General features: G+C 36.8%; 16 protein-coding genes. All 16 read right to left on the bottom strand.

All coding sequences use genetic code 11. The features are described 5' to 3' along the window. A complete protein-coding gene (locus M9426_RS07655) occupies window positions 1-1,302 on the bottom strand; it encodes a thymidine phosphorylase (protein ID WP_250341853.1) in 1,302 nt (433 codons plus the stop codon). Beyond that, a complete protein-coding gene (locus tag M9426_RS07650) occupies window positions 1,302-2,102 on the bottom strand; it encodes a purine-nucleoside phosphorylase (protein ID WP_250341852.1) in 801 nt (266 codons plus the stop codon). Before M9426_RS07650 ends, M9426_RS07655 begins: the two co-directional genes overlap by 1 nt. After that, window positions 2,095-2,646, bottom strand: coding sequence for an NUDIX hydrolase (locus tag M9426_RS07645; RefSeq protein ID WP_250341851.1), 552 nt, complete (start codon window positions 2,644-2,646; stop codon window positions 2,095-2,097). Before M9426_RS07645 ends, M9426_RS07650 begins: the two co-directional genes overlap by 8 nt. Beyond that, complete coding sequence (recN, locus tag M9426_RS07640; protein WP_250341850.1) at window positions 2,647-4,308, bottom strand: DNA repair protein RecN; 1,662 nt, start codon at window positions 4,306-4,308, stop codon at window positions 2,647-2,649. It lies immediately after the preceding gene. A gap of 7 nt (window positions 4,309-4,315) precedes the next feature. Next, window positions 4,316-5,116, bottom strand: a complete 801-nt coding sequence (locus M9426_RS07635; RefSeq protein WP_250341849.1) for a TlyA family RNA methyltransferase — start codon at window positions 5,114-5,116, stop codon at window positions 4,316-4,318. After that, complete coding sequence (locus tag M9426_RS07630) at window positions 5,116-5,973, bottom strand: polyprenyl synthetase family protein (protein WP_250341848.1); 858 nt, start codon at window positions 5,971-5,973, stop codon at window positions 5,116-5,118. Before M9426_RS07630 ends, M9426_RS07635 begins: the two co-directional genes overlap by 1 nt. Then, on the bottom strand, window positions 5,957-6,181 hold the full coding sequence (gene xseB, locus M9426_RS07625) for an exodeoxyribonuclease VII small subunit (protein ID WP_060799977.1): 225 nt from the start codon (window positions 6,179-6,181) through the stop codon (window positions 5,957-5,959). Before xseB ends, M9426_RS07630 begins: the two co-directional genes overlap by 17 nt. Further along, complete coding sequence (gene xseA, locus M9426_RS07620) at window positions 6,182-7,633, bottom strand: exodeoxyribonuclease VII large subunit (protein WP_250341847.1); 1,452 nt, start codon at window positions 7,631-7,633, stop codon at window positions 6,182-6,184. A gap of 1 nt (window position 7,634) precedes the next feature. Beyond that, a complete protein-coding gene (gene nusB / locus M9426_RS07615) occupies window positions 7,635-8,033 on the bottom strand; it encodes a transcription antitermination factor NusB (RefSeq protein ID WP_060799975.1) in 399 nt (132 codons plus the stop codon). After that, on the bottom strand, window positions 8,030-8,416 hold the full coding sequence (locus M9426_RS07610) for an Asp23/Gls24 family envelope stress response protein (RefSeq protein ID WP_005955958.1): 387 nt from the start codon (window positions 8,414-8,416) through the stop codon (window positions 8,030-8,032). The genes nusB and M9426_RS07610 overlap by 4 nt, the downstream gene beginning before the upstream one ends. Before the next feature lie 309 nt (window positions 8,417-8,725). Further along, on the bottom strand, window positions 8,726-9,460 hold the full coding sequence (truA, locus tag M9426_RS07605; protein WP_250341846.1) for a tRNA pseudouridine(38-40) synthase TruA: 735 nt from the start codon (window positions 9,458-9,460) through the stop codon (window positions 8,726-8,728). Next, on the bottom strand, window positions 9,457-10,254 hold the full coding sequence (locus tag M9426_RS07600) for an energy-coupling factor transporter transmembrane component T family protein (RefSeq protein ID WP_250341845.1): 798 nt from the start codon (window positions 10,252-10,254) through the stop codon (window positions 9,457-9,459). The genes truA and M9426_RS07600 overlap by 4 nt, the downstream gene beginning before the upstream one ends. After that, complete coding sequence (locus tag M9426_RS07595) at window positions 10,247-11,113, bottom strand: energy-coupling factor transporter ATPase (RefSeq protein WP_250341844.1); 867 nt, start codon at window positions 11,111-11,113, stop codon at window positions 10,247-10,249. The genes M9426_RS07600 and M9426_RS07595 overlap by 8 nt, the downstream gene beginning before the upstream one ends. Continuing rightward, complete coding sequence (locus M9426_RS07590; RefSeq protein ID WP_250341843.1) at window positions 11,104-11,928, bottom strand: energy-coupling factor transporter ATPase; 825 nt, start codon at window positions 11,926-11,928, stop codon at window positions 11,104-11,106. The genes M9426_RS07595 and M9426_RS07590 overlap by 10 nt, the downstream gene beginning before the upstream one ends. Before the next feature lie 57 nt (window positions 11,929-11,985). After that, entirely contained in the window at window positions 11,986-12,603 is a 618-nt protein-coding gene (locus M9426_RS07585; RefSeq protein ID WP_250342634.1) for a DNA-3-methyladenine glycosylase, read from the bottom strand. Beyond that, window positions 12,578-12,958: a YkvA family protein gene (locus M9426_RS07580; protein WP_060799969.1), complete on the bottom strand. Its 381-nt coding sequence runs from the start codon at window positions 12,956-12,958 to the stop codon at window positions 12,578-12,580. The genes M9426_RS07585 and M9426_RS07580 overlap by 26 nt, the downstream gene beginning before the upstream one ends. Window positions 12,959-12,995 lie beyond the last annotated feature (37 nt).

The raw sequence follows: 12,995 nt of genomic DNA, 5'->3' as shown, positions 1-12,995 counted from the left end.
TCAATCAATCCCTTCTAAAACTAATTTATAATCTTCCTTCTTATCAGAAAAAGCATAGGCAGCCTTGATTCTTTGGATCGCTCCCTCAACTTCATTTTCTTTTTCTGTGTAAATTGTAGCAAGCTTGTCGCCCTTTTCTACAAGGTCGCCAATTTTTTTGTGAAGATAAATTCCTGCACTTAAGTCAAGGACATCTCCCTTCTTATGTCTTCCAGCTCCCAAGTCTCTTGATGCAATTCCAATTTCAATTGCCTCAATGGATTTAACGTAGCCAGACTCTTCTGCATAAATTTCTTTTATTATTGAAGATTTTTTAAATTTATCTGTGTCATCAATGTAAGTCTTGTCTCCACCTTGAAGCTCAACCATTTCTTTGAATTTTAGGGCAGCAGATCCATCACTTATCTTTCCTTCAAGAACTTTTATTGCCTCTTCTTCAGAAGATGAAATGCCTTCCATTAGCATTAACTTGGCACCAATTCTTAGAGCAATATCCTTTAAGTGACCTTCCTTCTTGCCCTTTAGGATGTTTATTGCCTCAATAACCTCTAGGCTATTACCTATGGCATCGCCAAGAGGCTCTTCCATGCTAGTGATAATTGCCTTAGTGTTTCTTCCAAATTTTTTGCCAAGTTCAACCATTAGCTTTGATAGTTCTACTGCTGATGGAAGGTCCTTCATAAAGGCACCATTTCCAACCTTAACATCAAGAACTAGGGCATCTGTTCCCAGTGCAATTTTCTTTGAAAGGATAGAAGATGCTATTAAGCTAACATTATCTACAGTCGCTGTTGCATCTCTTAGAGCATATAAAAGCTTATCTGCTGGAACAATATTTTCTGTTTGACCAATTACTGCAATGTTGGATTTTTTTAGGATTTCAATAAAATCTCTTCCGCCAATATTTATGTTAAATCCAGGAATTGCTTCAAGCTTGTCAAGAGTTCCTCCTGTATGACCAAGTCCCCTTCCACTCATCTTGGCAAAGACAAGTCCCACTGATGCAAGTAGGGGTCCAAGGACAAGGGTAACTGTGTCGCCAACTCCACCTGTTGAGTGCTTGTCAACTTTTGAACCAGGAACTTCTGATAAGTCCACAGTTTCTCCTGAGTCAATCATGGCCTTTGTAAGATAATAAGTTTCATCTAAGTTTAACTTATTAAAATAAATTGCCATTAAAAAGGCAGAAACTTGGTAGTCAGGAATCTCTCCCTTTACATAATTTTCTATAAAAAATTCTATTTCACTTTGATTTAAAACTTTATTTTCTTTTTTCTTTTGAATAATATCTAAAAAGTTCATTAAATTTCCTCAATTATTTCTTTTAATAGTTCTTTAAACTTGCCTGCAACTTCTTTCCCAACTTCAACAACTTCTGTGTGATCAAGTGGAGTGTCAAGAATACCTGTAGACATGTTCGTAATCGTTGAAATACCTAAAATCTTTAAGCCCCTGTGTCTTGCAATAATTGCTTCTGGAACTGTACTCATGCCAACAGCATCTGCTCCAAGGATTCTTGCCATCCTTACTTCAGCTGCAGTTTCATAAGAAGGTCCAGTGAAGTACATGTAAACTCCCTCTTTAATGTCTATGCCAAGTTTTTTTGCAGAATTTTCTGCGATCTCAACAAGTTCTTTGTTATAAAGGTCTGTCATATCAGGGAATCTTGGTCCAAGGTCTTCATCGTTAGGTCCAATAAGTGGGTTCTTGCCCATTAGGTTGATGTGGTCCGTGATAATCATAAGGTCTGCTGGTTCAAAGTCAGTGTTAACTCCACCTGCTGCATTTGTTAGAATTATAGTTTTAATTCCAAGGCCTGCAAGAACTTCTATTGGATAGACAACTTCCTTGATGTCGTAGCCTTCGTAATAGTGGATTCTTCCCTTCATTACGCAAACTTCCTTAGAATTTATGTGACCAAAAATTAGTTTTCCATCGTGTCCCTTAACTGTTGAAACTGGAAAACCAGGAATTTCTGTGTAAGGAATTTCAACTTTATCTTCAATGGCATCGGCAAAGTCGCCTAGGCCTGATCCAAGTACAATACCAATCTCAGGTTGGTTTTTAATTTTTTCTTTTATATAGTCAATGGATTTATTCATTATTCCTCCTAAAGTTATTGTAGTAAAGAATGCCTGCCACACTCTTTGAGTCGTTTATCTCGCCTAAATTAACAAGTTTAAGAGCCTCATCAAATTTTATCTTTTCAACAGAAAGGTGCTCAAACTCATCAAGGTCTTGGTCGCCAAGACTTAAGTCCTCTGCATAAAAAATAAATAATTTTTCATTTGTAAAACCTGGTGAAGAATAAATTTCTGCAAGATAGTCAGACTTTTTGGCCTCGTAACCAGTTTCTTCCTTAAGCTCTCTCAAGGCAGCCTTTTGAGGTTCCTCTCCAAAATCAACCATTCCTGCTGGGATTTCATAAATCTCTTTGTCAATGGCCTTCCTATATTGTTTTATAAGAACAATTTCATCATCTTCAGTTATGGCAACTATGCCTACAGATGGATGTCTTTCCACTATCTCTCTCTTAGTGTACTTTTGTCCCTCCATCTCAACAGTATCCACCCTAAGTTGCAGGACCTTACCGTCAAAAATCTTTGTAGATTTCATAGTTCTTTCTTCATAATTTGAATTTGTCATTTAATCACCAATCATTTCCTTTGCCGTTTCAATTGCAATTTCACTTACATTCATTCCGCCAATTAATCTAGCAACTTCATTAACTCTCTCGTCGTAGCTTAATTTGTCAATTGTAGAAATTGTGCTATTGTTAACCACATCTTTTTTTATTGCAAAGTGCGTGTCCGCAAGGGCAACAATTTGTGGCAAGTGAGAAATTACTATAACTTGTCTATCCTTTGAAACTTCATTTATCTTATTGCCAACTATCTGAGCTGTCTTTCCACTTATACCCGTATCTATTTCATCAAAGACAAGAGTTGGAATGTTGTCCTTTTCTGCAATTATGGACTTGAAACCAAGCATAATTCTTGACATTTCACCACCAGATGCAACCTTTGCCATTGGCATAAGGTCTTGACCAAGGTTTGGTGCAATTAAGAATTCAATCTTGTCAATCCCATCAAAAGAAAGTTCTTTTTCTTTTATTTCAATTTTAAATTTTGCGTCCTTTATATTTAACTTGTTGATCTCTTCTTCAACTTTTTTCTCAAGAATTTCTGAAGTCTTTTTCCTGTTTTGACTAATCTTCTCTGCAAGAACTGTGGCTTCAGCTTCTTTCTCTTCAATTTTCTTTAAGAGTTTATTTAAATTGTCTTCAAAATTTTGTAAAAACCTAAGTCTTTCACTAATCTCTTCATAAAAAGAATTTATGGTCTTTACATTATTTCCATACTTTAATTTTAAATTGTTTACAAGGTCTATTCTTTCCCTTAAAAATTGAAGTCTTTCTTCGTCAACTTCACTAGAGCTTACATACCTGTCGAGGTCCTTGGCAATGTCGGAAATCCTAAATCTTATGTCTTCTAGGTTTTCTTCGACTTCCTTTAAGTCCTTGTTGTATCTTGTTACTTCAACTACATTGGCAATTACCTTGTCTAAGATGTCTTCAAGAGAAGACGTCTCGTAGCCTTCATTGATTAGGGACTTGGCTTCAGATAATTTTATCAAAGTATCTGTCATATTGTTAAGGACGTTAAAGTCATCATAAAGCTCTTCGTCGTCGTAGTCACTTAGACCAGCGTCTTCAATTTCTTTTATTTGATATTCAAGCAGGTCTATCTCCCTATCCTTACTTTGTTCCATAGTAGACTTATCATGGTACTCATTTTTTAAAGAATTTATCTCATGAACAAGGTCCTTTAAGTTACTAAGAAGTTGACCTTGGTCCTTACCAGAAAAGTCATCAATTAATTTTAACTGGTTTTTGTTATCCATAAGGGAAATGGATTCATGCTGAGCAAAAATATCGATTAGATGACTTGAAATCTTTGAAAGGATTTGCGATGTCACTGTCCTGTTGTTGACCCTAGTAATAGTAGGACCCTTTTCACGAATTTCTTTTGAAACAACTACTAGGTCCCCTGACTCAATGCCATATTCAAGAAGAAGGTCCTTGGTTTCCTCATCATAAGACGAAAAAACAGCCTCAATAAAGGCCCTGTCCTTCCCCTTTTTTATAATGTCCTTGTTGGCCCTTTGACCAAGAACAAGTCCAAGAGAATCTATGATTATTGACTTACCAGAACCTGTCTCTCCAGTTAAGACATTAAGACCAGGTTCAAATTCAATTTTCATATTTTCAATTATTGCAAAATTTTCGATATTTAACTCTAAAAGCATATTTCACCTAATCATTTAAATTTTCATAAGCCTTGTTTACAATTTCCTTGGCATCAAAAGTCTCAGAAGCTTCTCCATAATTTGACAAGTAAATTAAAAATTCTATGTTGCCACTTGTCCCCTTAATTGGAGAATTTGTTAAAGCCTTGATATTAAATCCTAGCTCTCCTGCAAGGTCAATTATTTTTTCTATTACTTCAATATGTACTTTTTTGTCTCTTACAATTCCACCCTTGCCAACTTTTCCCTTGCCCGCTTCAAATTGTGGCTTAACAAGAGCGACAATTTCACCTTGAGGACCCAAGATGTCCTTGGCAACAGGAAGAACAAGTTCAAGTGAAATAAAGGAAACATCAATAGAAATAAAGGAAACATCTTCTTCTATTATATCCTTGTCAAAATATCTTATGTTGGTCCTCTCAAGAGAGACAACTCTATCGTCCATCCTTAGCTTGTAGTCAAGTTGGTTGTAGCCAACATCTATGGCATAAACTTTTTTTGCCCCATGCTTTAGCATGCAGTGAGTAAAGCCTCCCGTTGAAGCTCCAATGTCAACACAAACTGCATCAGTAAGATCAATTTCATAATCATCGATCATCTTCTCAAGCTTGTGACCACCACGAGACACAAAGGAGTCTTCAAGACCCTTGATGTAGATTTTTTCATCTTCCTTTAGTTGGGTCCCAGGCTTGTCCACCCTGTCTGTTCCTATAAAAACTTTGCCTTCCATTATTAGCCTCTTGGCCTTTTCCCTTGAATCAATTAGGCCCTTTTCAACTAATAAGACATCTGCTCGTTTTTTTGCCATTACTTACTCCTATTTACAAGTTTTGCTGCAAAATTCTTCAGTACATCTTCCTTAAGTTCAAGACCATCAAGAGCTTCATAGGCCCCATTAGTTAAGTCTATAATTTCATTTTGAAGGTCTTCCTTGTCCTTAAAGAGAAGCATATTAATCTCGCCACTGTCAGGATCCTTTTCTTCATCTAAGAGGTCATCTTCAAATTGGTAGGCAATACCTATGGACTCGCCAAACCTTGCAAGCTTAGTGATATTATCTGGGTCAAGACCTGCTATGATACCACCAACTACAACAGAAGCCTTAATAAGGGCTCCAGTCTTTAACTTGTACATATTTTCACAGTCATCTTCTGTGTAATCAGCAACGTCCCTACTTATATCAATTGTTTGACCACCAATCATTCCATTTACACCTGTGGCATTGTAGATGTATTTCATTGCCCTCATGGCACGCTTTAGATCCTCAGGATCTTCAATATTTTCGATATGTCTCAAGAGGATTTCCATAGACATGTTTAAGAGTCCATCACCTGCTAAGATTGCAATCCCCTCAGAGTAAACCTTGTGGTTTGTTGGCTTTTCCCTTCTAAAGTCATCGTCATCCATAGCTGGAAGGTCGTCGTGAATAAGTGAATAAGTGTGTATCATTTCAATTGCAGCTGCAAAGGGAAGAATCTTGTCTAAAGAATCTTCAGAAAATTCACAAAAAGTTATAAGAGAAAGAAGAGGCCTTATCCTCTTGCCACCAGAAAAGAGGGAGTACTTCATAGAGTCAATAACCTTGTGTTGTGGGCTGTTGTCATACTCAAGTAGGGAGCTCAAATAATTATTAAATTTTTCTAGTAAATTATCTAAATCTCTCATCTTTTTTGTCCTCAATAAATTCAGAATTTTCTTCTGCAATAGTTTTAATCTTGCCCTCATAGGCCTTTAGGGTATTGTTCAAGTACTTGTAAAGTTCAATTCCCTTTTCGTATTTTTTAATGGAATCTTCAAGACTAATGTCCTTAGACTCAAGTTCCCTTATTATATTTTCAAGCTCCCTAAAGGAACTTTCATAATCTCTTTCCATTTAATCCCTCACTTCCACCTTTTGAACCTTGGATTCTAGCTTGCCATCCTTAAACTTGAGAGAAATAATATCTCCAAGACTTGCATCTCTTGCGGACTTAAGACTCTTACCATCTGCTCCTAAGATTTCAACCTTATTTATCTTTTCAAAGGCTGAATCAAGTCCCAACTTCAAGAGATTTAATCTGTTTCTCTCATTCTTTAACCTAAGACTTAGGTCGTAAGTGGCAAAAAACTTTTCAAAAGGCTTAAATTTTCTATGATTGTCATTAACATAGGATTTAAAATAATAATTTAATAGTTTTTTATCAAAATTTAGGATCTCAATGTCCTTATTAAGCCTAGAATTTATATTTACAGAAATATTTTTTAGCCTATAAGAATAATTTTCGATTTCTTTGGACTCCTTGAGCTTAAAATTCCCCAAATAAAATCTTTTCTCTTGAAGATCATACTCATGACCCTCAATAATTTTTTTCATGGCAGAATTTAAAAGGGCATGAGCCCTTAGTAGGTCCCTAGTCCTTTCATTAATCTTATAGATTTGATTTTTTATAGATATGTTTTTGTATAAGTTTAGGAGTCTTAGGCGATTGTAATCAAGTCTTCTCTCCATTAGATTATTAAGCTGAGACTTCTTCTTTTCAAGTTCAGAAAGAATTTCATCTTCACTAAGGGTCACAAGCTCTGCCGCATTAGTTGGTGTTGCCGCCCTCATATCTGCCACAAAGTCGCAAATTGTGTAGTCCACCTCATGGCCCACAGCAGAAATCACTGGGATTTTTGAGGCAAAAATTTCCCTTGCAAGACCCTCGTCATTAAAAACGAAAAGGTCCTCAAAGCTTCCCCCACCTCTAGCAATTATAATGGTGTCAACTGGCTCTTCCTCGTTAAAATATTTCACACCAGCAATCAAAGACTCTGCAGCATAGGCTCCCTGAACAAGACTTGGATAAACTAAAATGTCACAAGTCCTATTCCTCTTCCTAAAAATATTTATAACATCCTTTATGGCTGCACCGCTAGTTGATGTAATAAGCCCAATCCTTGATGGATACTTCTTCAGGCTCTTCTTGTGTCTTGGGTCAAAAAGTCCTTCTTTAGTGAGCTTTTCCTTTAAGTCCAGATACTCCTGATAGAGGTTACCCTTGCCATCAAGGTCCATTTGGCTAATATATAAAAAAACTCTGCCACTCCTTTCATAGTAAGTGACAGTTCCCTTTGCCATAACCTTGGCGCCATCGAATAAATTAATTTTTATATCCTCTTGGCTAGCCATGGCATCAATGCGGGCAAACTTATCCTTAAGAGAAAAATATATATTTCCATTCTTGTGAAAATTTAAATTTGTAATCTCTCCAGTTATGTTAATATCCCTTAGGATATAGTCCATAGAAATTAGCTTTTTGATGTAATTATTCAGTTCACTTACATTAAAAGCAGACTTTGCCAAATTAAAAACTCCTGTAAATTGTTCCCAAAATTCCGTTTATAAATTTAGGTGCTTCGTCAGAACTATAAAGTCTTGCAATCTCAACAGCTTCATTAATAGAAACCTCTTCAGGAATATCATCCTTGTAGAGAAATTCGTAGACAGCAATCCTGAGGATTTGCCTGTCAACCTTGGCAAGTCTTGCCATAGTCCAACCCTTTAAATTCTTCTCTATTGTCTCATCAACTAGATCAAGCTTGTCCAAAATGTCTGGCACAGTCCTCTTGATATAGTCAACTTCGTCCCCTTGGAATTCATGATTTTCCATAAAAAGATCTAGTTTGTCAGTGGAAAAGTCATCATTTACGTCCATGGAGAAGAGGGCCTGCATGGCCCCTATTCTTGCTCTCTTCCTACTCATTTGACAACAGTCTTTTCAGAATTTTTTACAGCAATGCCGGAGATGTGAACATTCACTTCTACAACATCAAAGTCTGTCATATTTTCAATAGCTTCTTTAACTTCTTCTTGCACCTTTTCAGATACTTCAACAATTTTTATTCCATATTCAATAGTAATATATACATCTACAATAGTTTCTCTTTCGCCAATATTAACTCTGACGCCCCTATTGAAATTTTTTGTATTTAAAATGTCAGTAACTTGAGACTTGAAGTTAGATCCAACCTTAACAACGCCGTCAACACTTTCAGCTGCAACTGATGCAACTGTAGCGATAACATCTTCAGAAATCTTAACTTTACCCTCTGCCTCATTACCATTAACAAGATATTTATTATCCACTATTACACCTCCAAATTAACTAAAATAATTATACCAAATACTTCTCATATTATCAATTTATTGCACTTTGCATGACTTTTTTAATAAGATATTTAAAAGTATAATTGTCTGTGAATAAAAAATTAATTTATTGTGACTTAATAGAAAACCCTAGCTTTTTGAGAAAGGATTAAGCCATAGATCTTTATGACTTTGTAAAAATTTATAAAGTCGTGAAAGCTTATGAAGTTGTAAGAAAATATCAAGTCATAAATCTTTATAAAGGAATTAAACTCTACAAGGTCATAAAAATAAAAAAAGCCCGAGGACCTAATACTTGACATCTAACAAGTATAGTCCGCAGGCAGGTGCTGTTGGTCCAGCGGCCTTGCGAGATTTTTTCTCCAAGGCTTCCTTCATATATTCAATTTCTCTCTGGCCCCGTCCTATCTCAAGGACAGTTCCCGTTACAATTCTTATCATGTTTTTTAAAAAGCTCTTTGCCACAAAGTCAAAATACAAAAAGTCTCCATCTTCAATTACATCAATTCGCTCAATGGTCCTAATGGAGTCTTTGACTATGGCACCTCGTCCCATAAAGGAATTAAAGTCGTGCTCTCCTATTAAAGATGCAAGTGCCTCCCTCATCCTAGCTGGGTCAACATCATAGGGATATTCATAGGCACGATTGCGTAAGAGAGCATGCCTGTACCTCGACCTGTAAACCACATAGCGATACTTTTTTAGCTTTGCATCGAATCTTGCGTGGAAATCATCGGGAACATATTTGGCATCAACAACTGAGACATCTTCTGGCAGGTTAAAATTTAAAACCTTGGGGAGATTTCCGATGTCAATTGTAGTGTCGGAATAAAAATTTGCATATTGCCCCTCAGCGTGAACTCCCCTGTCAGTTCTACCTGCGTAAAAAATTTTCACTGGGTGTTTGACAGTTTTTTCTATTCCAAGATTTAGTTCTCCTCCCACAGTCCTATCATTTGGTTGAAGTTGAAAGCCGTGAAAGTTAGTCCCGTCGTAATTTATTTTTATTAAAATATTTTTCATAGCTTAGAAACCACAACTATTATTCCAAAGAAGATTAGGTTGCCAAGAAAAATTAGCACATCCTTACCCACAATCTTCGAAGCATTCATCTTAGTCCTTCCATCTCCACCCCTGTAGCATCTTGCTTCCATGGCAGTGGCAAGTTCTTCTGCCCTCCTAAAGGAGTTAATAAAAAGTGGCACAAGAAGTGGAACTAAATTCTTTGCACGTTTAATAATATTTCCCGATTCAAAGTCTGCCCCTCTTGCCATTTGAGCCTTCATAATCTTATCAGTCTCTTCTATAAGGGTCGGGATAAACCTAAGGGCAATTGTCATCATCATGGCGATCTCGTGACTTGGCACTCCAATCTTCCTAAAGGGCCTCAAAAGTGATTCAATCCCATCAGTTAATTCAATTGGAGAAGTTGTGTAAGTTAATAAACTTGTTCCAAGAACTAAGAGGACAAGTCTAATACCCATGAAGACTGCAAGGTCCATTCCCTCTTGAGAGATTTTCAAAAATTTAAAAGTGTAAATTGGGTCCCCTGGTGTGAAAAACAAATTAATTATAAAAGTAACGAGGATAATCCACTTAAGTGGCTTTAGACCCCTTAGGACCATTCCAAGGGGTAACTTGGCATTTAATATTATAAGGAGCAAGTATAAGACTACTGGCACATACATGAAAACTGATTTTATAAAAAATAGTGAACATATAAATAAAATCATTGTTACCATTTTTAATTTTGGATCATACTTGTGGACGGCGCTTTCGCCAGGAAAATATTGGCCAATTGTTATATCTTTAAACATTAGAAGCACCTCTCAAATATTTTTTTAGAGACTCCTTGGCCTCTTCCACAGTGATAGCATCTTCGTTGATGTCCAGACCCTTCTTCTTTAAAGTCCTCATAAGAGATGTGATTTGTGGAATGCCAAGTCCAACTCCAAGTAGCTTGTCTTCATTTCTAAAGATTTCCCTTGGCTCTCCATCTAAAAAGACCTTTCCCTTGTCGAAGACAATAATTCTCTCAGCAATTTTTGCCACGTCCTCCATGGAGTGGGAAACTAAAATTACTGTGATCTTTCTATTTTCGTGAATACTTTTTATTTCACTTAGGATTTCGTCACGACCTCTTGGGTCAAGACCTGCTGTTGGCTCATCTAAAATTAAAACCTTGGGCTCCATGGCAAGGACACCTGCTATGGCTACCCTTCTCTTGAGTCCACCAGAAAGTTCAAAGGGTGACTTGTCCTTATAGGTTTCGTAATCGAGACCAACGGACTCCATAGAAGCCTTGACTCTTTCTTGGACTTCTTCTTCACTTATGTCTAAGTTTCTTGGTCCAAAGGCAATATCCCTTTCAATGGTTTCTTCAAAAAGTTGATACTCTGGATATTGGAAGACTAGACCGACTTTTTTCCTCAAGTCAGTTAAGTTTGATCCTGACTTATCCACCCTAGTTCCATCAATAATTATTTCACCTGATGATGGCTTTAGAAGTCCATTAAGATGTTGGATGAAAGTTGACTTGCCTGAACCTGTGTGCCCAATAAGGCCAATAAATTCATTCTCTTCTATCTTTAGGCTTATGTCATCCACAGCCTTTTTCTCAAAGGGAAGGCCTGGGCTATAGATATGACTTAAGTTGTTAATTTCTATTAGTGACATATTTCCTTCACCATTTCTTCTATATTTAAAACTTCCGTAGAAATTTCTAGTCCATCTTTCTTGAGTTCGTAGGCAAGTTCTGTTACTTGGGGAACATCTAGGCCCAGTCCCTTAATCTTATCAACTTGAGAAAATACTTCTCTTGGAGTACCACTTAGGACCATGCTGCCATCTTCCATTACTACAACCCTGTCGCTTATGGCAGCCTCTTCCATGTAGTGGGTTATTAAAATAATTGTCTTGCCTTCCTCTTTGTTGAGCTTAATAAGGGTATCCATTACTTCCCTCCTGCCGCTTGGGTCAAGCATGGCAGTTGGCTCATCAAGAATTATATACTTAGGAGACATGGCAAGGATGCCAGCTATAGCTACTCTTTGCTTTTGTCCACCAGAAAGAAGGTGGGGCGCATTCTTCTTGTAGTCTGCCATCCCAACATCTTCTAAGGCTCTATCAACTCTTCTTCTTATTTCACTGGGTTCTACGCCCATATTTTCTGGTCCAAAGGCAACTTCATCTTCAACAATTGTCGCAACTAATTGGTTGTCAGGATTTTGAAAAACCATACCTGCAGTCCTTCTTATGTCCCAGATTTCTTCCTCGCTCTTGGTGTTAATTCCATCAACAAGGACGTCGCCCTGGCCTGGCAAGAGGAGACCATTTATTAACTTGGCAAGGGTAGACTTGCCAGACCCATTGTGACCTAGCAAGGCAACAAACTCGCCCTCTTTTATTTCTAAATTTATATCTTTTAAAATCTGAATTGCATTTTCATCTTCGTAGTCGTACTTAAAAGACAAATTTTTTATACTAATCATATTATCACCTTTATGTTAACCTATTATAAAGGATAACTTAACAAAAATCTATATCATTTATTGAGATACATAGGGGTTGTCTCTAAGATAAAACCTCAAGGGAAGCTTTGCATCCTCGCCTGCGTAATCAATTCCAATTCTCTTAGTGATTACAAGGTCTCTTTCAGGAACATCTTCTCCCTCTCCTATGTAGAGATAGTCCTCTGACAAAATCCTTCCATTAAGGGACCTATCAATAGCAAGTCCTTTGGATAACTTGCCTGGTCCATTGGTCAAATTTTTTCTTTGATAGTTTGAGAGTTCTTCATAGGACTTGCCAAAGCGATTTTTTGCAATCCCATCTAAGTTGTCAAGAGGCTCAACTCCACGAATTAATACAGCCTCTGGATGGTCCTCGTCCCTTGTCACAATATTTAAGAGGTCGTACATCCCATAGATCAAGTAAACGTAGATATGACCACCAGGAAGATAAAGTGTCTTGTTCCTTTCAGTTATTTTTCCTCCATAGGAGTGACATGCCCTGTCCTCAAGTCCAAGATAGGCCTCAGTCTCAACTATTTTTGCACAGAAAAAATTACCAGAAATATTTCTGATAATTTTCTTGCCTATTAAAGATTTTGCAACTTCAACTGTGTCTCTCTTAAAAAAATCACTCTCTAGAATTTTTCCAGACATCATACTTTTCCAATTCCTTGTCTAACTTTTTAACTATATAAGTTAGAACGCTTAAGTCGTCAAAGAATCCAAAGAACAAAACAAAGTCAGGAATTATATCTGCGGGGTTTAAAAGATATAAAAATCCTGCCACAATTAAGATTATGTCTTTCTTTTTTACTCCCCTATAATTACCTTTGGAATAATCCATAACAAGACCAAGTGCAAGCATGAGCTCACGTGAAATCTTTTTAAATAAATCCACTTTACTTGTAGTGGCTGTAGACTCATGAATCACCCTATTAAGTCTATCTTTATTCTTAAAAACTTGGTTAGCATAGGGCCATAGCTTTCTCAAAGTTCTATAATAATTCAAATTTCTCCCCCTAAGTTAAAATTTGCATTTCCCTTAC

Source organism: Peptoniphilus genitalis, assembly GCF_023614525.1.
Classification (GTDB): Bacteria; Bacillota; Clostridia; order Tissierellales; family Peptoniphilaceae; genus Peptoniphilus_A; species Peptoniphilus_A genitalis.
The sequence above is the reverse complement of the archived record's forward strand: the minus strand, read 5'-3'. Positions and strand labels throughout refer to the sequence as shown.